The organism is Mycobacterium sp., from assembly GCF_035314665.1.
Lineage (GTDB): Bacteria > Actinomycetota > Actinomycetes > Mycobacteriales > Mycobacteriaceae > Mycobacterium.
Genome location: NZ_DATFZD010000304.1, coordinates 24,862 through 49,115 on the forward strand (window position 1 = coordinate 24,862; position 24,254 = coordinate 49,115).

General features: G+C 63.9%; 21 protein-coding genes and 3 pseudogenes. 10 read left to right on the top strand and 14 right to left on the bottom strand.

Annotated elements, in window-relative coordinates; genetic code table 11:
• Nucleotides 1–7: 7 nt before the first annotated feature.
• The 9 genes from VKI00_RS21335 to VKI00_RS21375 form a co-directional block, all read right to left on the bottom strand.
• Nucleotides 8–1,462 (bottom strand): MlaD family protein, encoded by a 1,455-nt coding sequence (locus tag VKI00_RS21335; protein WP_324440956.1) that lies wholly within the window; start codon nt 1,460–1,462, stop codon nt 8–10.
• Entirely contained in the window at nt 1,463–2,620 is a 1,158-nt protein-coding gene (locus tag VKI00_RS21340) for a virulence factor Mce family protein (protein WP_324440958.1), read from the bottom strand.
• A complete protein-coding gene (locus VKI00_RS21345) occupies nt 2,617–3,978 on the bottom strand; it encodes a virulence factor Mce family protein (protein ID WP_324440960.1) in 1,362 nt (453 codons plus the stop codon). The genes VKI00_RS21340 and VKI00_RS21345 overlap by 4 nt, the downstream gene beginning before the upstream one ends.
• On the bottom strand, nt 3,978–5,318 hold the full coding sequence (locus tag VKI00_RS21350; RefSeq protein ID WP_324440962.1) for an MCE family protein: 1,341 nt from the start codon (nt 5,316–5,318) through the stop codon (nt 3,978–3,980). Before VKI00_RS21350 ends, VKI00_RS21345 begins: the two co-directional genes overlap by 1 nt.
• Complete coding sequence (locus VKI00_RS21355) at nt 5,315–6,343, bottom strand: virulence factor Mce family protein (protein WP_324440964.1); 1,029 nt, start codon at nt 6,341–6,343, stop codon at nt 5,315–5,317. Before VKI00_RS21355 ends, VKI00_RS21350 begins: the two co-directional genes overlap by 4 nt.
• A gap of 46 nt (nt 6,344–6,389) precedes the next feature.
• Nucleotides 6,390–7,802 carry an MCE family protein gene (locus VKI00_RS21360; protein ID WP_324440966.1) on the bottom strand — a complete coding sequence of 471 codons (1,413 nt, stop codon included), beginning with the start codon at nt 7,800–7,802 and terminating at the stop codon, nt 6,390–6,392.
• Between the two features lie 4 nt (nt 7,803–7,806).
• A complete protein-coding gene (locus VKI00_RS21365) occupies nt 7,807–8,661 on the bottom strand; it encodes an ABC transporter permease (protein ID WP_324440968.1) in 855 nt (284 codons plus the stop codon).
• A 9-nt stretch (nt 8,662–8,670) separates the two neighbouring features.
• Complete coding sequence (locus VKI00_RS21370; RefSeq protein ID WP_324440970.1) at nt 8,671–9,441, bottom strand: ABC transporter permease; 771 nt, start codon at nt 9,439–9,441, stop codon at nt 8,671–8,673.
• Nucleotides 9,442–9,870: 429 nt separating this feature from the next.
• Complete coding sequence (locus tag VKI00_RS21375; RefSeq protein ID WP_324440972.1) at nt 9,871–11,550, bottom strand: AMP-binding protein; 1,680 nt, start codon at nt 11,548–11,550, stop codon at nt 9,871–9,873.
• 85 nt (nt 11,551–11,635) lie between these two features.
• Here VKI00_RS21375 and VKI00_RS21380 point away from each other — a divergent pair, with 85 nt between their 5' ends.
• The 10 genes and pseudogenes from VKI00_RS21380 to dmpG all read left to right on the top strand — a co-directional run bounded on the left by VKI00_RS21380 (nt 11,636) and on the right by dmpG (nt 20,392).
• Nucleotides 11,636–12,367, top strand: coding sequence for a FadR/GntR family transcriptional regulator (locus tag VKI00_RS21380; protein WP_324440974.1), 732 nt, complete (start codon nt 11,636–11,638; stop codon nt 12,365–12,367).
• A gap of 251 nt (nt 12,368–12,618) precedes the next feature.
• Nucleotides 12,619–13,632: an amidohydrolase family protein gene (locus VKI00_RS21385; protein ID WP_324440994.1), complete on the top strand. Its 1,014-nt coding sequence runs from the start codon at nt 12,619–12,621 to the stop codon at nt 13,630–13,632.
• Complete coding sequence (locus tag VKI00_RS21390) at nt 13,538–14,614, top strand: extradiol ring-cleavage dioxygenase (RefSeq protein ID WP_324440976.1); 1,077 nt, start codon at nt 13,538–13,540, stop codon at nt 14,612–14,614. Before VKI00_RS21385 ends, VKI00_RS21390 begins: the two co-directional genes overlap by 95 nt.
• Nucleotides 14,611–15,447, top strand: a complete 837-nt coding sequence (locus VKI00_RS21395; protein ID WP_324440978.1) for an alpha/beta fold hydrolase — start codon at nt 14,611–14,613, stop codon at nt 15,445–15,447. Before VKI00_RS21390 ends, VKI00_RS21395 begins: the two co-directional genes overlap by 4 nt.
• Nucleotides 15,444–16,754 (top strand): aromatic ring-hydroxylating dioxygenase subunit alpha, encoded by a 1,311-nt coding sequence (locus VKI00_RS21400; protein WP_324440980.1) that lies wholly within the window; start codon nt 15,444–15,446, stop codon nt 16,752–16,754. Before VKI00_RS21395 ends, VKI00_RS21400 begins: the two co-directional genes overlap by 4 nt.
• Nucleotides 16,751–17,242 carry an aromatic-ring-hydroxylating dioxygenase subunit beta gene (locus VKI00_RS21405; protein ID WP_324440982.1) on the top strand — a complete coding sequence of 164 codons (492 nt, stop codon included), beginning with the start codon at nt 16,751–16,753 and terminating at the stop codon, nt 17,240–17,242. The genes VKI00_RS21400 and VKI00_RS21405 overlap by 4 nt, the downstream gene beginning before the upstream one ends.
• Nucleotides 17,239–18,006, top strand: coding sequence for an SDR family NAD(P)-dependent oxidoreductase (locus VKI00_RS21410; protein ID WP_324440984.1), 768 nt, complete (start codon nt 17,239–17,241; stop codon nt 18,004–18,006). Before VKI00_RS21405 ends, VKI00_RS21410 begins: the two co-directional genes overlap by 4 nt.
• A gap of 34 nt (nt 18,007–18,040) precedes the next feature.
• Nucleotides 18,041–18,839, top strand: a pseudogene (locus tag VKI00_RS21415) (2-keto-4-pentenoate hydratase).
• Nucleotides 18,836–19,231, top strand: a pseudogene (locus VKI00_RS21420) (acetaldehyde dehydrogenase); the annotation flags it as partial. The pseudogenes VKI00_RS21415 and VKI00_RS21420, both read left to right, overlap by 4 nt.
• A 122-nt stretch (nt 19,232–19,353) precedes the next feature.
• Nucleotides 19,354–20,392 (top strand): annotated as a pseudogene (gene dmpG / locus VKI00_RS21425) (4-hydroxy-2-oxovalerate aldolase).
• Here the strand turns inward: dmpG and VKI00_RS21430 are convergent.
• The 5 genes from VKI00_RS21430 to VKI00_RS21455 form a co-directional block, all read right to left on the bottom strand.
• Nucleotides 20,376–21,485: an adenylate/guanylate cyclase domain-containing protein gene (locus tag VKI00_RS21430; RefSeq protein WP_324440986.1), complete on the bottom strand. Its 1,110-nt coding sequence runs from the start codon at nt 21,483–21,485 to the stop codon at nt 20,376–20,378. The pseudogene dmpG and the gene VKI00_RS21430 sit on opposite strands and share 17 nt — an antisense overlap.
• 547 nt (nt 21,486–22,032) lie before the next feature.
• Nucleotides 22,033–22,266 carry an SDR family oxidoreductase gene (locus VKI00_RS21440; RefSeq protein ID WP_324440988.1) on the bottom strand — a complete coding sequence of 78 codons (234 nt, stop codon included), beginning with the start codon at nt 22,264–22,266 and terminating at the stop codon, nt 22,033–22,035.
• A complete protein-coding gene (locus tag VKI00_RS21445) occupies nt 22,263–22,907 on the bottom strand; it encodes an SDR family NAD(P)-dependent oxidoreductase (RefSeq protein WP_324440989.1) in 645 nt (214 codons plus the stop codon). Before VKI00_RS21445 ends, VKI00_RS21440 begins: the two co-directional genes overlap by 4 nt.
• A gap of 19 nt (nt 22,908–22,926) precedes the next feature.
• Entirely contained in the window at nt 22,927–23,736 is an 810-nt protein-coding gene (locus tag VKI00_RS21450; protein WP_324440991.1) for an enoyl-CoA hydratase/isomerase family protein, read from the bottom strand.
• Nucleotides 23,737–23,752: 16 nt separating this feature from the next.
• Nucleotides 23,753–24,254, bottom strand: a 502-nt coding sequence (locus VKI00_RS21455) for an acyl-CoA dehydrogenase family protein (RefSeq protein WP_324440993.1), incomplete at its 5' end; no start/stop codon positions are given.

The following is a 24,254-nucleotide window of genomic DNA, read 5'->3' on the forward strand; positions in this document are numbered from 1 at the left end:
ATTGCTGTCAGTTGCCCGGCGGCAGCAACATCGTTTGCCATGATTTGTCCTTCGGCGCGGTGTGCGCCAAATCGGATTGGGTGTACTCATGCCCGTCTGGCCCGATATAGGTGCCGGTGGCGGGGTTGTACTCGGCGGCGGCCACTGGCGGTGGCGCGGGAGCCGGCGGGGCCTGCCGCGGCGACCCAGGCGGCAGTTGCGGGATGTCTTGGCCGGAATAGGTGGCGTTGGGATCGCCCTTCCAGGCCCAGCCGTCGTTGAGCGGCACATACTGTTCGTCGCTTTCGCACAACTTCACCGTCGGTGCGCGTTTGCCGGGCCTGGTTTCGCACGGGATGTTGCGGGCGCCGCGCACCGCGGTGATGGGCGAGTCCTGCGGGATCCTGCAGTACAGGTCGCCGGCGGGCCGTTCCGGGTAGTCCTCGAACGTGGCCACCCGCTGCTGCTGGGCCGGCAAGAACCCAGTGGTACACGGCGGCGGCACGTTGAGGTTGAGGTTGAAGCTGAGGTATTGGCCTCGATAAGCCTGCTTGGTGTTCACGTTCCCCAAGATGCCGGCCTGTTCGGCTTGGATGGATTCGGGGAAGATCACCAGCAGCGATTCGATGTCGTTTTGGTAGGTGAGCGCGACCTGGCTGACGCTGTTCAGGTTGGCCATCAGAATCGGCAGGGTGGGTTGCAGCCGCTCGAGAAGTTGGCGTGTCTCCGCCAACCCAGAGCCGCCCTTGTCGATGAGGGTTGCGACGGCCTCGTTGTGGGTCTGCAATTCGCTGGTCACCGTGGCCAAATTCGATGCCCACGCCGCTATCGCATTAGACGTCTGGATTTGGGAATTGGCTACCGGCTGCCAATTGTCGATCAGCGCAATCAGCGGGTCGAGATTCTTGCGCGCGTCGATCGAAAGGTTCGACCCGCCCTTGACAATGCGGGACAGCTCGGGACCGAGCCCGCCCACGGCCGTGTACGACTCGTCAATAACGGTCTTCAGATTGTCGTGAGGTATCGCGTGCAGAGCCGTGTTGGCGGCACTGAGCAAGTTATTGATGTCGTGCGGTACGGAGGTGTCGGTCAGCGGAATCACATCGCCGTCCTTGAGCGGCGACGAGGTGCCGTTGCGGGGCAGCAACTCGACATACGATTCGCCGACCGCCGATTGACTGTGCACCTCGGCTTTGAGGTCTCTCGGGATGTGAATGCCGGATTTCAGTGACAGCACTGCTTCGACGCCGGCATTGGTTAGGTGCACCGACTGCACCCGGCCTACTTCGGTCCCGCGATAAGTCACGTTGCCGGTCTCATACAGCCCGCCTGATTGCGGCAGTTCCATCTTCACCGTGTACCGCCCGACGCCGAACAGCATGGCCGGCAGTTTCACGAAGTGCAGCGACATCACTGTCAAGGCGATGAGCGCGATCACCGTAAGGACCACCAGCTGGATCTTGACTCGTCTGTGTAGATGCATCTACCGCCCCTGGTCCCAGTGGTAGGGAATCGTGAGCGGATTGCCAGGGTTGAACGGGCCTCCCGCCAGGCACGGGCTGGGGTACTGGCCGACGGTGCGGCCCCACTGCAGCTCTAGCTCGGTCAAATCGCACGCCCACTTCGTGCCGGTGAATAGTCCGGCGTCGATGCGGCTGAGCGTCAGGTCGATGATCCCCGTCAGGTTGTTGTACTCACCGCGCATGAAGTTTTCGAACGTTTCGTTCGGAAATGGGAAGGTGGGAATCAGGCTCAGCGATCGTGTCAGGCTGGGGCCGGCGTTGGCGAGCGACTCCAACACCGGTCCGACTTCCTTTAACTCCTTGACCAGGTTTTCTTTGGTTTTGTTGACCGTGTCGGCGGTCAGGGCGCCGAATTTGCCCAACTGGTCGGCCGCATCGACCAGGTCGTCTCGCTCCTTGTTGAGCACTGTGAGCGCGTCGGGAATGGTCTTGATGGCCCGGTCCAGCACGGGCTGCTGATCGGCGAACTTGCCGACCAGGTGGTTGAGCTTCTCGGCGGCTGCGATGATGTCACCCTTCTGGTCGTTGAGGTACGCGGTGAATTTGTCCAGTTGTCCGATCAGGCTTCGCAAATCTTGCTCGCGGCCGCGGAACGCGGTGCTCAACGCCTCGGCGATGTCCTGTACTTGGCTGATTCCGCCGCCGTTGAGCACCAGCGACAGCGCGGCCAGCGTCTGCTCGGTGGTCGGGTAGGCGCCGCCATGCGACAGCGGAATGAGTGAGCCGTTGCGCAGCGTGCCTTGCGGCGTTTCGTGTGTCGGCGGTGCCAGCTCGATGTGCTGCGAACCCAGCAGGCTGGTCGTGCCGATCTTCGCGGTCGCGTTGGCGGGCAGGTCGACATCGCCGTTGAGCCGCATGGTCAGCAGCGCATGCCAGCCCTGGCGCTCGATTTTCGTCACATGGCCGATCGTCACGTCTGCGACCCGCACCCGCGAGTTCGGTTGAATGTTGTTGACATCGGGCATCTGCGCCTGAATCACGAAGGAGCCCGGGCCGTTGCCCTGGGTGCCGGGCAGCGGCAGCGAATTCAGCCCGCGCCAACCGCAGCCGGATATCCCGGTCAAGACGACGAGTGTCGCCAGAGTCGTCGCTACGCGGCGCAAGCGGGTGCGTCTCATGAGCCACCTCCTTGGGGCACCATCAGGCCGGGCAGTCCGGCCGCCGGGTTCGTGGCAACCGTCGCGGTGGCCGGAGTAGCTGGGCCCGGCGCTTCGGCGGGCAACGGCGCACCCGGAGGCCCGGCGGCAGGCGGCGGGCCAGGTGCCGCCGCCTGGGCCGGCGGCGAGGTATTGGCCGGCGGAACGTGGTCGGGCCGCATCCAGTCCTCGCTGTAGGTAACCTCGTTGGGCCTGGCCTGTGGTCCGACGAAGAGGTTCTCTCCGAGCATCGGGTAGTTGTACTGGCGGTTTTTGAAAATCGGCGCCAGATACTGCGCGCACAGTTTCGACGCTTGCTCGGCCCCGAGCCGGGAGGCGGACTGCACGGCCCCGCACAGGAAGGCGATCGGGTTGGCGAAGTTGTTGATCGCCAGTGCGCCGGTCAGCGAACCGTTGGCCGGCTCGAAGATGTTGTTGAAGTCCTGCAATACCGTTGGGCCGACATGCAGCGTCTGCTTCAGGTCGTCGAGGCTCTGAACCACCGCCGTGGTGATCGACGCCAGCTTGTCCGACGTTGTGCCGATGGCTTCACGGTTGTCTGCGGCGAAGCTCTGCAAGTCGGTCAGGACCCCGTTGAGGCTCTCCACCGTCTGACCGACCTTGTTTGGATTGTCGGCCAGCACCGACGAGACCGCGGCCAGGTTGCGGTTCAGCTGTTCGAGCAGATCGGCACTATCGTGCAGCGCCGTCACCAGTGTCGACAGGTTTTTGAATGTGGAAAAGATGTCTTTGCTGTGATCGCCGAGCACGGCCACCGTCTGCGACAGTTTGATGATGCTGTCGCGGATGGTGGGGCCTTGGCCGCGCAGGTTGTCGGCCGCGGTGTTGATGAGCGAACCCAGCGTGCTCACGCCGCCTGGCTGGGTGGGCTTCAGCAACTCGGTGACGCGCTGGAGTTGGTCTCGCAGGTCATCCCACTCGACCGGCACCGCCGTGCGCCCCTGGGGGATGACCGCGCCGACGCCCATCGTGGGCCCGCCAGTGTAGGGCGGGGTCAGCTGGATGGCCCGACCCGTCACCAGCTGCGGCGACAGAATTACCGCCTTGGCATCGGCGGGTACCTTGTACTTTCGATCGAACCAGAACGAAATCTTGGACCGCAGCGGCTCAGGTTCAATCTTTACGACTTTGCCCACCGGCACGCCCCGGATGCGCACGTCGTCGCCGGGAAACACGCCGCTGCTGTTGTCGAAGTAACCGACCACCAACGTGCGGGCGATCTGATCGCTGACTTGCATCGCGACGAACAACCCGGCAACGAGCACCAACGCCAGGGTGCCTGCGAGCACCACGCGGGAGTTGTTTCTCAGCCAGCCCATCACGGTTGGCCTCCCGGTCGCGTCGGCGGGTCGTTCACAATGACCGGCTTGGGCGTCGGTGCGGGAATAGGAACAAGGGGCGGCCCCGGCGGCGCACCGCCGGGTGGCGGGGCCGGCGGCGGTTGCCGATAGGGGTAGCAGCCAGGACCGGGCAAAGCCACGCCGGGCACACCGCACTGATGGTCGTCCGGGTTGCCGGTGATCGCGTCGGGCAGACTTTGCCGTGGCTGGCCGCCCTGGCCGGTCCGCGGATACGGCATCGGCAATGGCGGAGTCCCCCGCTGACCGGTCGGCGGGTCCGTCAGCTGCGATGGCAGCAATGTGGCCGGGTCCAGTCCCAGATCGGAGAACGCGGCATTGATGTACGGCTGCACGAACTGGCCCGGCAGCAGGTTGACCACGTATGCCTTGAAGAACGGGCCGGACGCAACCGATTCGCCAAGCGACATGACGTAGGCGTTGAGCATCGGAATGGCCTTCTGCAGGCGCTCCTTGCGATTGTCGATGATCGTCAACACACCGTTGAGCTTGTCCAGTGCCGGCCGCAGCTCCTGCCGGTTGTCGGCGATGAATCCCTGCAGTTGCCGCGACGCCGCGGAGACACTCATCCAGACCTGATCGAGGGCCGCGCTCTGCGTCCGTAGCTGCGCCAGCAACGCATTGGTGTCCTTCACCAAGCTGACCACCTGGTCGGTGCGCTTGGCCAGCACTCCCGTCGCCTTGGCCGCGTTGTCGAGCAGGCTACGAAGGTGGGCGTCGCGTTCGTCGATTGTTTGCGCAAACCTCGCCACCCCCTGTAGTGCGTTCCTCAGATCCGGCGGGGTATTGGCAAAGGTTCGCGCCATGGTGGCCAGCGATCCGGACAGCTGTTCGGTGTTAATCCCGCTGATTGTGGTGGCCAGGTCGCCAAGGGCGTCGGGCAGCTGGTAGGGCGACACTGTCCGGTCCATCGGGATGCTGCCTTGGAGCTGGCCGTCGCCGCGGGGTATGACGTCGAGGATCTTGGCACCCAGGAGGCCTTTGGTTTTGATCGCCACCTCGGTGAGCTTCCCCAGATGTATGCCGTTGCCGACTTTGAATTTGACGAGCACGCCGGGCCCGTCAAGTTCGATACTGGACACCTTTCCCACCGGGAAACCGGAGACCTCGACGCCGTTGCCGGTCCGCAAGCCGCCCGCGTCAGCGAAGTAGGCGGACACGGTTCTGCCCTGGTTGAGGAAGGGCAGCTTCTGCCACTCCAGCGCGGCGAGGACAAAGACTGCGACGGCGGTCAGGCCAATGGCGCCGATGATCATCGGGTTGCGTTCAGAGAACAACTTCGTGTCAGAGAACAGCTTCATTTTGGCGCGCACCGTCCCGTGGCCTGACCGGCGACCTTGATGTACACCGGCTGGCCGCCCTTGCCGTTGAGCTTGAGCACGACATCACAGAAGTAGAAGCTGAAGTAGTCGCCGTACATCGCCTGGCGGTCCATCGCCCGGTATTTGTCGGGCAGCGTGTTAAGCAGGTTGTCGAGGTATTTGTTGTCAGCCAGCACAACGTTTCCGACCCGGTCAGTCTGCTGGACCACTTTCCGGATCGGCTGGCGGGCTTGGGACATCAGGTCGGCGACCGAGCGGGCGCCGGCGTTGATGTAGGCCACCGCGGTGGAGAGGTCGGTTTTGCGGGCAGCCAGCCCGTGAACCAACTCGGACAGCGACGTTACCGCCTGGTCCAATCGGTCGCTCTGGCCGCCCAGCGTTCCCAACACCACATTGAGGTTGTCGACCACTTGCCCGATCAGCAGATCGCGGTCGGCCAATGTGTTGGTCACCGCGGCCGCTTGATCCAGAAACGTTCCGATCGTGGCTCCCTGGCCTTGAAACGCCTGGACGAACGCTTTGCTCAGCTCGTTGACCTGGTCCGGGTTCAGCGCCCGGAACAACGGGCGGAAGCCGCCGATCAGCGCGTCGAGGTCGAGCGCGGGTTGGGTGCGAGCCAGCGGAATCGTTTGACCGGGATTAAGCGTCTTGAGCCCCCCCGGCCCTTCTTCGAGCGCTAGGTAGCGGTCGCCGAACAGGTTGTCGTACCGCAGCACCGCCCGGGTTCCCTCTGTGAGAGTGGCTGATTTTTCGGCGGTAAACTCGACCCTCACCGTCGCATCCGGGTTGATGGAGATGTTCTTGACCTTGCCGACCTCCACCCCGGCGATCCGGACCAGCTTGCCCTTCCTCAGGTTGGTCACGTTGGTGAACTCGGCGTAGTAGGTGTTGCCTTCGCCGAACCGAAGTTGGCCGAAGACTGAAACCAGCAGGAATGCGGAAAGCGCGCAGACCGTCAGGAAGATACCGAGGCCCACGGCGGTGCCTTTGAGGTTTTCCTTCATAGCGTTCTCTCCTGCGTCTGTGGATCGTCGGCGGTGACAATGGCTGTCACGGTGGCGGCGCTGCCGGCGCCGGCGGAGGCGGCGGTGCCGGCGGCACCCCGGGAAACAGCGGCACCCCGCCCGGCCCGTACAGCTGCGCGCCGTACGGCGGCGTCGCAAACCCTTGGGTTGGCTGCGGCCCGACCGCCGTTCCGGGGAGGCAAGCACGGAAGCGCCTGCTCGTCGCCGAGGCCGGGTCATCGAGCCTCGCCTGCGGCGGTTCTGGCCACGGGTGAGTGGCCCCGAAGTATGACCCGTAGCAGGGACGCCCAATGCCTGGGTTGGGCCGCATATCGAGCCCGGTTCCCCAACCGGTGTTCGTGACGAGCTGGCGCACCGGGAAGTTCTTCGTGGCATCCGGCAGCGACCCGCACCCCGGCTGCCCGCCGGGCCCACCCTTGGCCTGCGCAATGGGCAGGTTGTCGGGATAGAGGTACGGGTCGTTGCCCAGCAACAAAGCGACGTCGAGTTGAAGCGTCCGGCCGTCGGCGCCGCCAAACGCCGAATAGCCGCCGTTGTTCAGATACCAGGTGACGCCCTGGAGGAAGCAGGTGTACTCGGGGTTGTACTTGAGCAGGAGGTTCGTCGTCGGTTCGAGGGTGTTGACCGACGCGACGAGATTGTCCTTGCTCTGGCCGAGCAGGTTGGTTCCGGCCTGTGCGAAGCCGATGGTGTTGAGCAGCAAGTCGTCCAGCGCCTTCTTGTGATCCACGATGGTGGTGCTGGTGGTGCTGGCGGCGTTCAGGATGGTCAGGATGTTCGGGGCGGCCGCGTCGTAGGTGCTGCTGAGTTCCCCGAGCTTGCGCCAGTCCGCACGGATGGTGTCGCTGCGCGCGTTGAGCGCCAGCAACACCTGGTTGAGGTCGGTGGTGGCCTCGCCCATCCGTTCACCTTGTCCGCGGACGCCTTCGGCCACCGCGCTCAGCACCGCGTTCAGCTTGAGCGGATCGACCATGTTGAGGAGGTCGACGACGTTTTCGAAGACCGTGTTGATTTCAGTGCTGACATTTTTGGAATGCAGCACCGCGCCGGCGGCCAACCGCGCAGGAGCTGGGTTTGGCGGATATTCCAAGTCGACGAACTTGGCGCCGAAAGCGGTGGTGGCACTGATCTGCGCCTGTACGTTGGCCGGGATGTACCGGATCTGGTCAGGGTCAATCTCCAGCCTCAAGTTGGCCTCATCCCGGCCACTGCCGATCTGGCTGACCCGGCCGACTTGGACGCCACGCAGCATGACCTTGGCGTTGGTCTCCAGAACCAGCCCCGCCCGCTCTGATGTCAGGGTGACCGGCACGTATGACCGGAACGTCCCACTGAAGGCGGCCGTGGTCGCGAACATGAATACGCCCACCACCGCCAACAGGATCAACGTCCACCAACCGGTGGGGATGCGGTGTTCGCCTGGCTTGCGTTGCTTCATGTCACTAGCTCGCCAGGTGGAAGTTGCCGGACTGGCCGTAGACGGCGAGCGTAATCATCACGATCTCCACCGCCGCGACCACCATCGAAGCTCGCACGGCGCGGCCGACGGCTTCCCCCACCCCGGCCGGCCCGCCGCGCGCGTTGTACCCGTAGTAGGTGTGCACCAGCATGACCACGACGGTGATCGCCACCGACTGCAAGAACGACCAAATGAGGTCGCGGGGACTGAGGAACGTGTTGAAGTAATGGTCGTAGACGCCTGTGCCCTGGCCATAGATCGCGGTGGTGCCGGCGCGTGAGGCCAGAAAGGCCATCATGACTGCGATGCAGTACAACGGGATGACCACGATGACTCCCGCGACCACCCGGGTGGACGCCAGGTAACTGACGCTGCGGATACCGATTACCTCAAGCGCGTCGATTTCCTCGTTGATCCGCATTGCACCCATCTGAGCGGTGGCGCCGGCACCAATGGTCGCCGACAGCGCAACGGAAGCAGTTCCTGGGACAATGAGCCGGACATTGAAGTATGCCGACGCGAAACCGGTGAGGGCTTCTATACCGACGGACGCCAGTTGGTTGTAGCCCTGAACCGCCACCAACGCGCCGGTGGTCATGGTCAGGAAGCCGACGATCACGACGGTCCCACCGATCATTGCGAGCGCGGCGGTACCCAACCCCATTTGCGCGATCAACCGCAGCGTCTCGGTCCTGTAGTTAACGAGCGCATCGGGAATCGAACCGAGTGTCGTGGCGTAGAACCGCATCTGGGATCCGACCCGATTCCATTCGCGGACCACCACATTCATGCTGCGCTGCAGCCGCGGATGAAGGGCGCTCGGAACGGCAAGGCTCACGGGTTCACCTCACGACACCGTGAACTGGATACCGACGGCGGTCACGACGACGTTGATCGCGAACAACACCATGAACGTGTACACGACGGTCTCGTTGACCGCGTTGCCGACACCCGCCGGACCACCGCCGACCGAGATGCCCTTGTAGCAGGCGATCATGCCTGCGGCGTATCCGAATAGCGTCGCCTTGATCATCGACACGACGACGTCGGCAAGACCGGTGAGTGTCGTCAGCCCTGCCACGAACGCACCCGCCGAAACGTGTTGGACGTACACGGTGAAGAAGAAGGCGCCGGCAAGGCCGACCACGGTCACCGCGGATTCCAACGCCAACGCGACTGTGGTGGCCGCCAGCACGCGCGGAACCACCAGCCGCTGAACAGGATTGATACCCAGGACGCGCATCGCGTCGAGTTCCTCGCGTATCGTTCGCGCTCCCAGGTCGGCACACATCGCCGTCGAGCCAGCGCCGGAAACCACCAGCACCGTGACGATGGGCGCGATCTGGTTTACGGTGCCGATCGCGGCGCCGGTTCCGGAAAAATCCCCGGCACCGATTTCGGTGAGCAAAATGTTGAAGATGAACGTCAGGATCACCGAATACGGAAGCGTCATCATCAGCGCCGGCAGCATCGACACCCGCGCAACAAACCAGGTCTGAAGTAGGTACTCACGCCAGGCGAACGGCGGCCTGAAGGTCAACATCGCACCGTCGAGCGCCATCGCAAAGAAGCCGCCCATCACCCGGACGGGCTTGGCGATCTGATACGCAGTTACCATCCGCGCCTCCGGGACGCTGTCGTCAGCCGGCGACCAGTGATGCCGGGCGCCTGACGCGTCACTTCATGAGCACGACCGCCAACGCCCAGTGCGCCCGGGGACACCGCCACGGCGAGGAAACCCCCGGTCCGCGGTTGCGAATGGTCATGCTCGGCCGGCAGCATGGGCGGAACGATATCGACGCGGCCGTCACAGTGGCTGCTCCACCAAGGGGGATTATGGGTCCCTCGTCAGGGTCACTCTGCGGTTATTCGGCTCCTCAGCCCGGATTTGCTGGGCATGTGTTGAATGACAAGGACCGCGCCGAAAGCCCAACTCAGGCACAAGTCGGAAACAGCCGTCGGACCCCGCGCCCGTCGGGCTCTCTGCGAGCCGTTCGTCATATAACGGGATGCTGCAGCATTCGCCAGCTGAATCCAGCCGCGCGACTCAACGGTCGCGATATTCATCCATCAAAGCGTCTGGCTCGCTTGAATTTTCCCGCGCTCTAAGGTCGACGCGACGGATCTTGCCGGAGGTGGTCTTCGGCAACTCCATGAATTCGATACGCCGGATACGTTGGTAGGGCGCAAGGTTTCGGTGGGCGTGGGCGAAGATCGCGTCGGCGGTGGCCTGATCCTGCTCCCACCCCCCAGCCACGCAGATGTAAGCCTTGGGTACCGCCAACCGCGTCGGGTCGGGAGCCGGTACCACAGCAGCCTCGACCACCGCCGGATGCTCGAGGAGAACGCTTTCCAGTTCGTATGGAGAAATCTTGTAATCCGATGCTTTGAATACATCATCGGTGCGGCCGACATAGGTGAGGTAGCCATCGGTGTCGCGGCTCGCCACATCCCCGGTGTGGTAGTAGCCGTCGGCGGACGCCGAGCCGATGCGGCCATTGTCGCCGAGATAACCGGCCATCAGATTCACCGGTCGCGGATCAAGCCGCAGACAGATCTCACCCTCGCTGGCGGGCTGCCCGGTCACTGGGTCGAGGATTTCGACTTCAACGCCAGGCAGTGGCCGCCCCATCGAGCCGAGCTTGACTGGTGCGCCAGGGGTATTGCCGACTAATGCCGTGGTCTCGGTCTGCCCGAAGCCATCGCGGATCGTTATCCCCCAATGCTTCCGGACCTGCTCGATGACTTCCGGGATGAGCGGTTCCCCTGCACCCACCACCTCCCGCAACGCGGGCGGCTTGGCACCAAGGTCGGCCTGAATAAGCATGCGCCACACCGTCGGCGGCGCGCATATCGACGTGACGTCGGCGTTCCGCGGCATCGTCAGGAAGCGCGATGCGTCGAAGCGGGAGTAGTTGTAGGCGAGGATCGTCGCCTCAGCGATCCACGGCACGAAGAACGAACTCCACGCGTGTTTGGCCCAGCCCGGCGAACTGATGTTGAGGTGGACGTCGCCAGGACGCAATCCAAGGAAGTACATCGTCGACAAATGCCCGATGGGATACGAACGGTGCGTGTGCTCCAACAGTTTCGGATGGCTAGTGGTGCCAGACGTGAAGTAGATCAGCATCGGATCGTCTGGGCGGGTGGCGGTCGCACGCGCGGACGAAGGGGCCGCTGCGTCAGCCAGTCGATACGGTCGCCATCCACGGGGAGCATCCCCGATCGCGATACGGCCGAAATCCCCTGGAACGTCGGCGAACTTGTCGACCTGGTCGGCAGTGGTGATGACATGACACACCGCCCCGCGGATCACGCGGTCAGCGAGGTCGTGCGGCCCCAGCGCTGTCGTGGCCGGCAGGATGACCGCGCCGAGTTTCATCGCCGCCAGCATCGACTCCCATAGCTCAACCTGGTTGCCCAACATCACCATCACGCGATCGCCGGCCGCGACGCCGGCGGCGGCCAGCGATGTGGCGAGCCGATCTGAGCGCGCGGCCATCTCGGCGAAAGAGTAAGAACGATCGGTCCCGTCCTCACCGATGATGCGCAACGCAGTTCGCCGGTTACCTATTGCAATTGAGTCGAACCAGTCGAGCGCCCAGTTGAATCGTTCCCCGATAACCGGCCAGCGGAAGGCTGCGACGGCCGCGTCGTAGTCATCGCGGTGCCGCACCAGGATGTCGCGTGCAGCGCGGTAAGCTTCTCCGCCGGTTGTTCGGTCCATCGGTCTGGACTCCTCACATGGGTTCATCTGGGAAACTTGCGATGACAGCCCACGACGGGGCCGGTGGCGATTCGAAGGAGGCCGCGTGCAAGGTCGCGATCCCGCGTTGCGGTCTTCTCGAGCTGAGCGCGTCGCGGCCGATCTCGAACACGAGATCCTCAGCGAGCGTCTCCCGGTCGGGGCCCACCTCGGACGTCGCTCGGAGATCATGGACCGGTTCGGGATCAGCCCGACCGTCATGAACGAGACCCTGCGTATTCTGCGGGATCGCGACCTGGTGAATGTCCGGCCGGGACCGGGGGGCGGGATCACCGTGGCGACTGCGCCCCCGCAGGTCCGTCTGGGAGCGCTGGATTTGTGGTTCCAGCCGTCGACTCCCCATCCCCTGGATCTGTTCGAAGCGCGGTTGTACCTCGAATTCGGCATGACCAAGGCAGCTTTCGAGCGGGCGACCGCCGAAGACATCAGTGCGATGCGGTCGGCGATGGCCACGATGCGAGCCAGCACCGATGCCCCGGCGTTCTTTGACGCCATCCTCACGTTTCATCGCGTCGTCGCGGCCGCTGCCCATATCCCCGTCCTGGAGGGGATGCACCAGCTCGTCGTGACCAGCATCAAGGCTGTGCTGAGCCGGGTTTTGTTCGTCCACGATCACGAACCGCTTCTTGCCAAGAGTCTCGACGTCCACGACGACATCGTGGCCGCGATTGCCCTGCACGATCAGGCGTCGTTCGTCGACGCCATCAACCGCCATGATCAAGACCTGATCCGCGCCGACGATCCGGACCGCACCCCCAACACGCCGCAGCACCCCTGACTGGACCTCGGCGGTCTCTTCCCTGATGATCCCAGGGTCGATGCTGCCTGCATGCCGCTAACTCCTACCACCGACTATGTGTGATCCACAACATTGTGCATATACATCTTGAATTATGTATGCACATTATCTAGTCTAGAGAAGAACCTGCCCGTCCCACGCGTTGCGCGGAGCTAATCATCAACGCTCAACTGACCAACCTCGGCCTCGTCGATGTCCACACACATGCCATCGACGTCGATCTGCCCGACCTGCGACGCGCCTATCCGCACGATCGCTGGCCGAGCGTCGAGCGCACCGGCGAGACCGACGCACAACTGCTGTTCGGTGGGGTTGCCTACCGCCCGATCGATCACCGGTGCTGGTCACCGGAAGCTCGGATCATGGATATGGACCGTGAAGGCGTTGTGAGGCAGGTGCTTTCCCCGGTACCGGTGACGTTCTGCTACTCCGCATCGGCGGCCGGCGCCGCAGAATTAGCGGTAGCACAAAACGAGTTCTTCGCCCGGATCACCCACGAGCACCCGATCCGCTTCGCTGCGCTAGGCGCCGTCGCTTTGCAGGACCCCGACCGAGCCGTCGAGGAGGTGCGCCGTTGCATGCGCTACCCGGGATTTCTCGGTGTCGAGATCGGCACGCGGGTCGGGGATACCGAACTCGCCGACCCCAGCCTCGATCGCTTCTTTGCTGTCGCACATGAACTCGGCGCTTTGGTCCTAGTGCATCCCAGCGACCAGGATTTACCGTCCCGGGTCACCGCACTTGGATTGGGCTTTGGTGCCGGGATGCCGATCGAGACGGCTCTGGCAGCGGCGGCGTTGATCAGGAGCGGCGCACTCGCACGCCGGCCAGAAGTGCGAATCTGCCTGGCGCATGGTGGTGGCGCGCTGCCGGCGATGATCGGACGACTCGACACAGGGGCGAGGATGGCCGGCATCGCCGCCGACTCATCCGAGCTCCCGAGTCGGCTGGCCCGACGACTCTGGTGTGACAGCCTGACATACCACCCCGACGCGCTGCACGCCGCGGTCGAGGTATTCGGCCACGACCACGTGGTCTTCGGATCCGACTACCCGTTTTCGGCGATGCCGCAACCCCTTGACGACATCGTCACCACCCTGCCCGCCGACTTGCGTCGCAGGATCTGCCGCACAAATTTGGAGGAGCAATATGGCGCACTTCCTGGGTCTGGGCATGACCCACTATCCGCTACTGGCCGGCACCGACGAGCATATGGCGGACCTGTTGCGCTGGACGCTAACTGACCCCGACATTCCTGCCGAGGCGAAGGACCCCGCCACCTGGTCCGCGTCGATGCGCGCCGAATGGGGCAGCGACGGCGGCGTCGACGCTGCTGCACATCACCGAAAGCTATTGGTCGAGAACCTTGCTCGCTGCCGCGAGGCCCTAGACGAGTTCGCTCCTGACGTCGTCGTGGTGTGGGGCGACGACCAGTACGAGAACTTCCGCGAAGAAGTCATCCCGCCGTTCTGCGTGCTCGCCTACGGCGACGTCGACGTCAACCCGTTCGAGCTGATGACGCACCGCGGCAGCCCGAATGCATGGGGGCTGCCCGACGAGACGACGATTACCCTGCACGGTGACGCCAGCGAGGCGCGCAGACTTACCGACGACCTCATCGGCCAAGGATTCGACATCGCCTACTCCTACAAGAAGCGCAGTGAAGCACCGTTTCCGCACGCAATCGTCAACACCCAGCTGTTCCTGGACTACCCCGGCGCCGGATCGCACTTCGACTACAGGCTGATCCCCATCACGGTTAATTGTTACGGACAGCACGCGATCACCCGCCAGGGCGGCCTGGCCCGCTTCGCCGCCATCGCAGAGGAACGGCTCGACCCATCCGGACCGACACCTGCCCGCTGCTTCGCACTGGGTCGCGCAGTCGCAAACGCATTCCGCGACACTGACTTACGTGTCGCTCTGGTGGCGTCGTCGAGCTGGTCGCACGCATTCCTGACCGATAAGACCTGGCACATCACACCTGACACCGAGGCCGACCGCCGGCTGTATCAACTGTTCGTCGACCGGGACTACAAGGCGTGGCAAGCCACCCCCAGCCGCGACATCGTCGATTCCGGTCAGCACGAGATGCTGAACTGGTTTTGCCTGACCGGAGCGGTCGAGGAACTCGACCTGGACCTGGCCTGGTCGGAACTCGTCACCACAGATGTCTTCAACTCCAACAAGTGTTTTGCAGTGTTCACGGAAGGAGGCACGCGATGACATCGACAGTCCCAGGAATCGCGTTCGAGCCACGGATGATCGATGCCGGAGGTATCGAAACCAGCTACCTCGAGGCCGGTTCCGGCGAAACTGTCCTCATGCTGCACGGGTCCGGCCCCGGCGTCTCAGCGCTGGCCAACTGGCAGCGCAACATACCGACGCTGGCGCAACGGTTCCACGTGCTCGCTCCGGACATCGTCGGCTTCGGCACCACCGACCGGCCCGACGACATCGTGTACTCGCTGCGCACCTGGACTGATCACATCTGGGCGTTCATGGACGCACACGGCATCGAAAAAGCCAGAGTCGTGGGCAATTCGCTGGGCGGGCGCATCGCGCTGCAAATGGCCACCGACCAGCCCGACCGGATCACCAGGATGGTGCTGATGGGGGTGCCGGGTGCCGGCATGACACACACCGAGGGTCTTGCCGCACTGCGCGCCTATGAGCCGTCACATGACGCGATGCGCGAACTGCTACGCAACTACTTCGCGGTCGACCCCGCGATGATTACCAACGAGCTCGTCGCGATTCGCTATGAAGCCAGCATCGCCGACGGCGCCTACGAGGCCTATCGCGCGATGTTCTTTGACCCGCGGCATGCCGGATCCCAACTGGGCATCACCGAAAGCGAGGTGCGCGCCATCGCCACCCCGACGCTGCTCATCCATGGCCGCGAGGATCGGGTGGTACCCCTGCAAGTCTCAATCACCATGCTGGGGCTATTGCCCAACGCCGATCTGCATGTGTTCAGCGCATGCGGGCATTGGACCCAAATCGAGCGCGCAGATGAGTTCTCCGCGCTGGTCGCCGACTACCTGAGCCGATCATGAGCACCGACGTCCAGCCGAGGGTCAGCCGGGCAACCGAGGTTACACCGCGCATGCCGATCGTCGTCGACGATCCCGCAGCCCAACGATTTCGGGTGCATCGATCGGCGATGACCTCGCCGGAGATACACCGAGCTGAGGTCGAGCGGATCTTCAATACCTCCTGGCTCTACGTCGGCCACGAATCCGAGATCCCCGAACCCGGCGACTTCGTCCGACGACCGGTCGGCGGACGGCCGATCTTCATGGTTCGCGGAGCCAAGACCGGCAATGTCAACGTGTTTCACAACTCCTGCACGCACCGCGGTGCGCTGGTATGCCGCCAAGACTCAGGCAATTCCAAGGTGTTTCAGTGCTTCTACCACGCGTGGACTTTCGATTCCGAAGGCCGACTCAAGGGCGTGCCGGACCGCGATGCTTACGCCGGCGGGGTGAACTTCGACGAGTTGGGGCTCAAGCGGGTGGCGCGTGTCGACTCGTACCGGGGCTTCGTGTTCGCCAGCTTCGATCCCGGCATCGAAGACCTGCCCAGCTATCTGGCCGGCGCCAAGGACTACATCGACCTTGTCGTCGACGGCTGCGGCGGGTCGGTCGAGATGGCTCGTGGCACAAACGAGTACAGCTTTGGCGCGAATTGGAAGCTGCTGGTGGAGAACAGCTTCGATGGCTACCACGCCGAGTCTACGCACGACACCTACTTCAAGTACCTGGTGTCGATCGGGACCGACCTGCGCGGTGGCGTCAGTGGTCAATCAGTCGACCTCGGCAACGGCCACGCTGTGATCGAATACAGCTCGCCGTGGGGACGGCCCGTCGCTAAATGGGAGCCGCTGTTCGGTGAGGAAGCCCGCACCGACATCGACAGGTTGCGAGCGGAGTTGGTCGCCCACTACGGCGAACAGCGTGCGCACGCAATGACCGAAGTGAATCGCAACATGTTGATCTACCCGAACCTGATCATCAACGACATCATGGCGGTGACGGTGCGTACGTTCTATCCGCCGGCGCCTGACGTCGTCGACGTCACCGCGTGGGCACTGGCACCGAGCAACGAGCCCGCTGCCCTGCGTCACCGACGGCTCGACAGCTTCCTGACCTTTCTTGGTCCGGGCGGCTTCGCCACCCCGGATGACATGGAGGCGCTGGAATCCTGCCAGCAGGGCTTCGCCAGCGGTGGTGTCGAGTGGAACGACATATCTCGCGGCATGGGCCGCGTCCCGGAGGCCAACGATGAAGAACAAATGCGAGTGTTCTGGCGGCGTTGGCAGCACCAGATGGGGACCGCAGCGGACCTGGCGGGTGCCCAATGACCGTGGCGACCGTTGCGGTGTCCCGCCAGCAGATTGAGGACTTCCTCTACGCCGAGGCGGCACTGCTGGACTCGTGGGCGCTCGACGAGTGGCTGCAGCTTTTCGATGAGGACGCCAAGTACGAGGTGCCGTCTAACGACGCTCTCGACGGCGATCCTGCACGTGATCTGATGCTTATCGACGACAACTACACGCGGTTGACGGCCAGAGTCGAACGGCTCAACAGCCGACGCGCCCACCGCGAGTACCCGCACTCCCGCACCAATCATCAGGTGTTCAACGTGCGGGTAGACGGGTCGGCAGAAGAGATATCGGTGACGGCGTCGTTTACGGTGTGGCGGTTCCGGGCTGGGCGCACCGGTCGCTATGTCGGCCGGTACCGCTACCGACTACGCAGTATCGACGAGGGTTTCCGGATCGCCTCCAAGCGTGTCGAATTGGACATGACGGATCTGCGTTCCGTTGCCGATGTGGCCATCATCCTATGAGCCCCGGCTCACTGGCAGGCCGGACAGCGGTCGTCACCGGCGCTGCCTCCGGCATCGGCCTGGGGATCACCTCGCGGCTGATCGCCGATGGTGCAGCGGTTTTCGCTGCAACCCGCGGCAAGGAAGACCTGCAACGTGTGTACCAGCAGGCAGCCATCGCGGGCGGCTTCGCCGGCGATCTCCATCAACCCGGAGTAGCTGACGACCTGACGGCTGCGGCGATCGAGACGCTCGGCCATATCGACGTTCTGATCAACAACGCCGGTGGCGGGGTGATCCGGCCAACCCTGGAACACACCGAAGAGACGCTGCGGGCCACCGTCGACAACAACTTGTGGACGACGATCTACTGCGTGCGAGCGGTGCTACCGCACATGGTTTCTCGCACCCACGGACGCATCGTCAACATCGGTGCGGACTCGGTGCGCAGCGGCCTGGTGGACCACGCGATGTACAACGCCGCCAAGGGCGGCGTGCATGCAATGGTCACCGGCATCGCGCGCGAGTTCGCCAGTGCCGGTATCACCGCCAACACCGTGGCACCGTGCTATGTGCGCACACCCGAATTGACCGCCCTGCTCGTATCCGGCGATGCGCCAGCGGGTCTGGTGCACGTCGTCGAGGAGGCGACGGCCATTGTCCCGCTTGGACGCCCTGGAGATCCAGCGGAAGTCGCGGCGACGGTCTGCTTCCTTGCCGGCGATGACAGCAGATTTATCACCGGCCAAACCATCTACGTCAACGGCGGCAGCAGCATGGGCTGAAAGGCCCTCCCCCCTCACCGAAGGACAACAACTGATGACCCTCACTGCCACTGGCTTACGCGCGGCCGCAGACCGGCTGATCGCAGCCGCTGCTGCGCCGGAGCAATGCGACCCGGTACGTGACATCCTGGGCGGAACGGATATCGCAGCGGCCTACGCGGTACAGCGTTTGCTCACCGATGATTCAGAGCGGCGCGGACGCCGGATCATCGGTCACAAGATCGGCCTCACATCCCCGGCAGTGCAGCACCAGCTTGGCGTGGATCAGCCTGATTCCGGCGTGCTGTTCGCCGATATGAAGGTTCCGTCGGGGGCGACTGTCGCCACCAACCTGCTGTTGCAACCCAAGGTCGAGGCCGAGATCGCCTTCATTCTCGCCGAGGACCTCGAGGGCGACCTCTCCGATTCACGAATCAGAGCCGCCGCCGGAATCGCGATGCCAGCCATCGAAATCGTCGATTCGCGGGTGCGCGACTGGTCGATCAGCATTGTCGCACACCATCGCCGATAACGGCTCGTCCGCCCTGTTCGTACTGGGCTCGCAAGTGGCAGCTGCGGCCGACCTCGATTTCGTCTCGCGCACGATGCAACTCACACAGGATGGCGTCGTCGTCTCTACTGGGCGGGGATCGGACTGTCTGGGCAGCCCGCTCAACGCGCTACGGTGGCTGGCTCGCACCGCTCAGGACAACGGCTCTCCGTTGCGCGCCGGCCACATTGTGCTTTCCGGCGCGTTGGGGCCCATGGTGCCGGTGCGTCCCGGCAGCAGCTACACGGCTGACATCGACCAAATCGGTTCGGCCGAGGTGTCTTTCACGGAGGTGATGCCATGACGCGCACCAAAGTTGCCGTCATCGGTTCGGGCAATATCGGCACCGATCTGATGATCAAGGTATTACGGCTGTCTCAACATCTTGAGATGGGCGCAATGGTGGGGATTGACCCGGCATCCGACGGGTTGCAACGAGCTCAGCGTCTGGGGGTTCCGACCACCCCGCACGGCGTGCGGGGTCTCATTGAGATGCCGGAGTTCGACGACATCGCTGTGGTTTTCGATGCGACGTCGGCTTCCGCGCATCTGGACAACGCCCGCCTCCTTGCCCCGCACGACAAGAGGCTGGTCGACCTCACTCCTGCAGCGATTGGCCCATTCGTGGTGCCGACCGTAAACCTGCGCGAACACCTTGAGAGCCCGAACGTCAACATGGTGACCTGCGGCGGTCAGGCCACAATCCCCGTCGTGGCAGCGGTCGCCGCAGCTACGCCGGTGCTCTACGCGGAGAACTCCGAGTCGGCGAAAGTATCAGCGCGCGAACGGAAGAACGAGTGTCATGACGCAGCTGGTATATCCAGGACGTCACGCTTGCGCGACGGCATGCACGCCATCCGTCACCGGCTGCCGGTCAACCAACTGCGCGGCATCGCTGCCGCACTCGACGCCGCCGGCGTCGCGGCGATTGAAGTGGCCCACGGCGACGGCCTAGCCGGCTCCAGCCTCACCTACGGACCGGCCAGCTCGACCGACGGGCAATGGATCACCGCCGCAGCCGAGGTAGTCAACCGGGCGCGGCTCACCACCCTGCTGCTGCCCGGGATCGGCACCATCCACGACCTTGTCGCCGCCCACGACCTCGGTGTCACTTCGGTGCGCATAGCGACCCACGCGACCGAGGCCGACATCGCCGAACAGCACATCGCCAAAGCGCGCGACCTTGGTATGGATGTCTCCGGCTTCCTGATGATGTCCCACATGGCGGCGCCGGATGTGCTTGCGCGACAAGCAAAGCTGATGCAGGATGCGGGAGCGCACTGTGTGTATGTCACCGACTCCGGCGGCCGCCTTACCATGCGCGATGTGCGGGACCGGGTGCGCGCCTACCGCGACGTGCTCGAGGCGGATACTCAGATTGGCGTTCACGCGCACGAGAACCTGTCACTATCGGTCGCCAACTCGGTAATCGCCGTCGAAGAAGGTGTTTACCGTGTCGACGCGTCGCTGTGCGGTCATGGCGCGGGAGCGGGCAACTGTCCGATCGAAGCGTTCGTCGCGGTCGCCGACATCTATGGCTGGCAGCACGGATGTGATCTGTTCGCCTTGCAGGATGCCGCCGAAAACCTAGTTCGCCCATTGCAGGACCGACCGGTCCGCGTCGACCGCGAAACACTGACGCTTGGGTATGCCGGTGTCTACTCAAGCTTTTTGCGGCACGCCGAGCGTAGTGCGCAGGAATACGGCCTGGACGTGCGCGACATCCTCATCGAGGTCGGCCGACGCGGTCTGGTCGGGGGCCAGGAGGACATGATTGGCGATGTTGCACTGGACCTGTTCGGCGTAGGCAGGGCACCTTCCACGCCGCTGCGGTCGGGCGTCAATGCGGCCGGCTGACGCGGAATAGTTTCACTTCGTCGGGGACACCTTTGAGGTGTCGTGCGCCCGCCGGCGTCCACTCCAAACCCGCGGCGTTGCCGACGGCATCACGCGCGGAGTCGGCAACCATGACGGTTCCGGGACGGGCTTCGGCAGCGACACGGCTCGCCACGTTCACCGGACTGCCAAACCAGTCGCCGGCCCGGCTGACTGCGAGTCCAGAGGCGACGCCAACTCGTAGAGGGGGCAAATCGTTTTCCGCTGCGGCGTCGATCAAGTCAAGGACAGCGTGCAGCAGCGGCACTGCGTCGAAACTGATGAGCATCACCGCATCGCCGATCGACTTGATGAATCGCACCGGTGATCGCGCGACATCGTGGGCCAGTTCGGCGAATCGGCTGGCAATGCGTTCCAGATCTTCGGGACGAATCGCCTCACCCAACCTGGTAAATCCGGCGAGGTCGGCAAAGCACACCGTCACAGTGCGCGCACCCGGGAGCGTGCCCGCCGCCCTCTCGGCGGCAGTGACAGCGTCCGTCTCGAATGAGCGGCGCAGTTCAAGGCGTATCAGGTCCTCCATCACCGCCCCAAGCGTCGGGGCGGACTGCAGTGCCATTTGCTCAGACGCTTGAGCCAGTTCGACCTCGCTGGCTCCGGGGCGCAACAGCGTCTTCAGGGCTGCATCACGCATGATCTCCGCGACATGGCCCAGGTTCTCGATCACCACTCGCATCAAGGCGACCGTGTCGTCAGGATCGAACCCAAGATCGAGAAAGAACTTCGCGCGCGCGGCGGCCTCGCCGTCCGCCCGCAGCAAGACGGCCGCGTCGGGGTCATCGATCTCCAAGCCGATCGCCCGGTTCAGCCGTTGCAACAGGTCCAGCTCAATCCCCGTCGCCTCGCTGACCTCACGGGCTGACACGTAGTGGCCGTCGTCGCCGAGCACATTGCTCGCCGGCAGCATCAGCGGGGCGGCGGCCGACGCGCATACGTGCTCGATACTGAAGCCTCGGTCGAGCAGCCATTGGATGAGTTCGGCGCGCTCCGCACGCGCCGCTCCGTCGAGACCGTCAAGCAGGCCCAACGCCTCGAAATCGAAGTCTGCTGCCACGTTGCCAATCTAAAGCCTGCCCATCTAAGCCTGCGGGGCGGTGCGGGCGCAGCACAGCTTCACTTCGGCCTTGAACTCTTCTCCAGGGATTTGCCTGACCGGTGCCGATTTCCGCTAGCCGGATCATGGCCGCGACCGACGTGTCGAGAAACCGCCTCGCACGCTGGCGGAACCGCCACCTGACCTGAGCGTCAACTTCGGCCAGCCGCGCCAATCGCCTCGATCTCGCATTCGACGCCGGAAGCCCGTGAGAGACGACCGTCATCGGTGACAAGGACAACGTCTAAGGCCTCGGCCAATGCGACGTACGCAGCGTCATAGGGGGTGTAACGACATGCCGCAACTTCCAGATGCGGGGTAGCAGCGGGCGATGCGAGGATCGGTGCAGCGGCAGATCCTCTAAATCTGCTACCGCACCGGCGGCTCTTTGAGCAGGCATCAATTTGGCAACAACGACCGACGGCCGCGCTAAAGGACACCCGGCCACCATGGCGAGCCGCAACGCGATCGAAGACCTCAGTCGGCGAAAGCTCGGACTGCACAGAGATCACGGCACCTCGTCGAGGATCGCGGGAAGCGAGGACCGGTGGAACCCATCGAAGGCCACATTGTTCTTGGCCGGCTGCAGATCCCACCATCCACGGCGGGCGTTCGGCGCTCCCCCGTCGATGCGGATGCAGGAGCCGGTGATATAGCTCGCCGCCGGCGACAGCAGAAAGACGATCGCCGCCGAGACTTCGGCTTCAGTTCCGAACCGCTGCAACGGGATACCTGGCGTCAAGTCGTTCGAATAAACGCTGCGTCCTTGTCTTCGTAGGTGTCCAGACCCTGCGACGCGATCGATCCGGGGGCGACGGTGTTGACACGGACACCCGATTCGGCCCATTCGGTCGCCGCGCACTCGCTCAGCGTGAGCATTCCGCCGCGCGCCGCCGCGGAATGCGAGAAATGCGGCCACCCGTGCCAGATGTCGGCGATCATGTTGACGATCGCGCCGCCGTGATCGATCATCCACCGGTTGTAGACCTCCCGCATGACGATGAATCCACCGGTCAGATTGCTTCTGACCACGGCCTCGAACCCCTTTGTCGAGATCGTTCTCATCGGAGCGCGATATTGGCCGCCCGCGTTATTCACCAGGCCGTCGATGCGGCCATGGTCGGCCAGCACCCGCTCGACGGTGGCGATGACCGCGTGTTCATCGCGAATGTTGGCGACATGGGCGGAAATCGAACCACCGTCGGATGCGATCTCACAGCGCACACGCTCGAGTTTGTCCTCGTTGCGCCCGACGATCGCGACATGGGCACCGAGCGAGGCCAACTCATGGGCGGTGCAACGCCCGATACCGCTGCCGCCGCCGGTGATGACGACGATGTGGTCACGAAATAGGTCGCGACGGTAGATCGACTTGTATGACACGTGTTCCGTCCTGGGCTCGTCAGTTGCGGTCGGAGCGCGTCGTTACCCGGTCGGCGTCGCGCCGTTCGAGGAACTCCAGCTGGCGCTCGACGATCTCCGGATTACCCATGGTCGAATATCCATACAGGCACTCAAGCCTGAGCTGGTCGTCCAATGGGCGGCCCACGACCTCAAGGATTGTCTGCTTCGCTGATTCCACTGCGGCCCTGGGGTTTCGCAGAATCTTTGCCGCGATGTCCTCGGCCGTTGCCATCAGGTCGCCGTGGGGCACAACGCGATTGACCAGATGTACTTCCTTGGCCCGTTGCGCGTCGATGGGCTCGCCCATTAGTTCCAATTCCATCGCGATACCCACCCCCACCGTGTTGACCAGCCGGACGATGCCCCCGTCGGCGAAATGCATGCCGCGCCGCATGTGGAAGAAGCCGAAGTTCGCGCGTTCGGACGCGATCCTGATGTCACAGGCCAGGGCGAGTTCGATGCCGCCCCCGATGACCCAACCGTTCAGCGCCGCGATGATCGGTTTAGGCGTCCGGTGCAGCCCTCGGGTGATCCGGCCCGCGAATCCCTTGTCGAGCAGGCTGCGTCCGAGTTCGGGCCCGGCGTTGAGCCACGGATCGACATGCGATTTGAGGTCGGCGCCCGCGCAGAAGGTCTTGTCGCCGGCCCCGGTGAGGATCGCGACACGGATGTCCGGATCGTCGCGGAAATGTGTCCACGCCTCGAACAGCAGCTCATCGGTCTCGGTGTCGATGGCGTTGTGGACCTCGGGCCGGTTCAGCGTGATGTACGCGATCTGACCGCGTTTTTCGTAGATCACCTTGGTCATCGAATTCCCTCGGGAGTCATGCCGAGACCGCGCTGCGGCCGGCTTTGTGTCGGGCAATGATCAGCTTCATGATTTGGGCGGTGCCGTCCCCGATCTGCAGGCCCAGGACATCGCGCAGGCGTTGCGCGTAGGGCATTTCCTCGGTGTAGGCACCGTGACCGTGAAGCAGCAGACAGGTCTGAACGGTGCCGAACGCCAACTTGGGTCCCCACCATTTGCACATCGCCGCCTCAGCGGTATGCGGCAGCCCCTGGTCCTTGAGCCACAACGTCTTCAAGCACAGCAACCGGCACGCCTCCAGTTGGGTCTCGGCCTCGGCCAACGGGAACGACACACCCTGATTCGCGATCAGCGGTTTGCCGAAGCTGGTCCTCTCCGCGGTGGACGACCAGGTTTCCTCGAGCGACTGCCGGGCGACCGCCAGACACTGAAGCCCGATCAGGGCACGGCTGTAATCCAAGCCCTGCATCACCTGGACGAAGCCATCATTCTCGTGGCCGATCAGGTGCGTTGCCGGA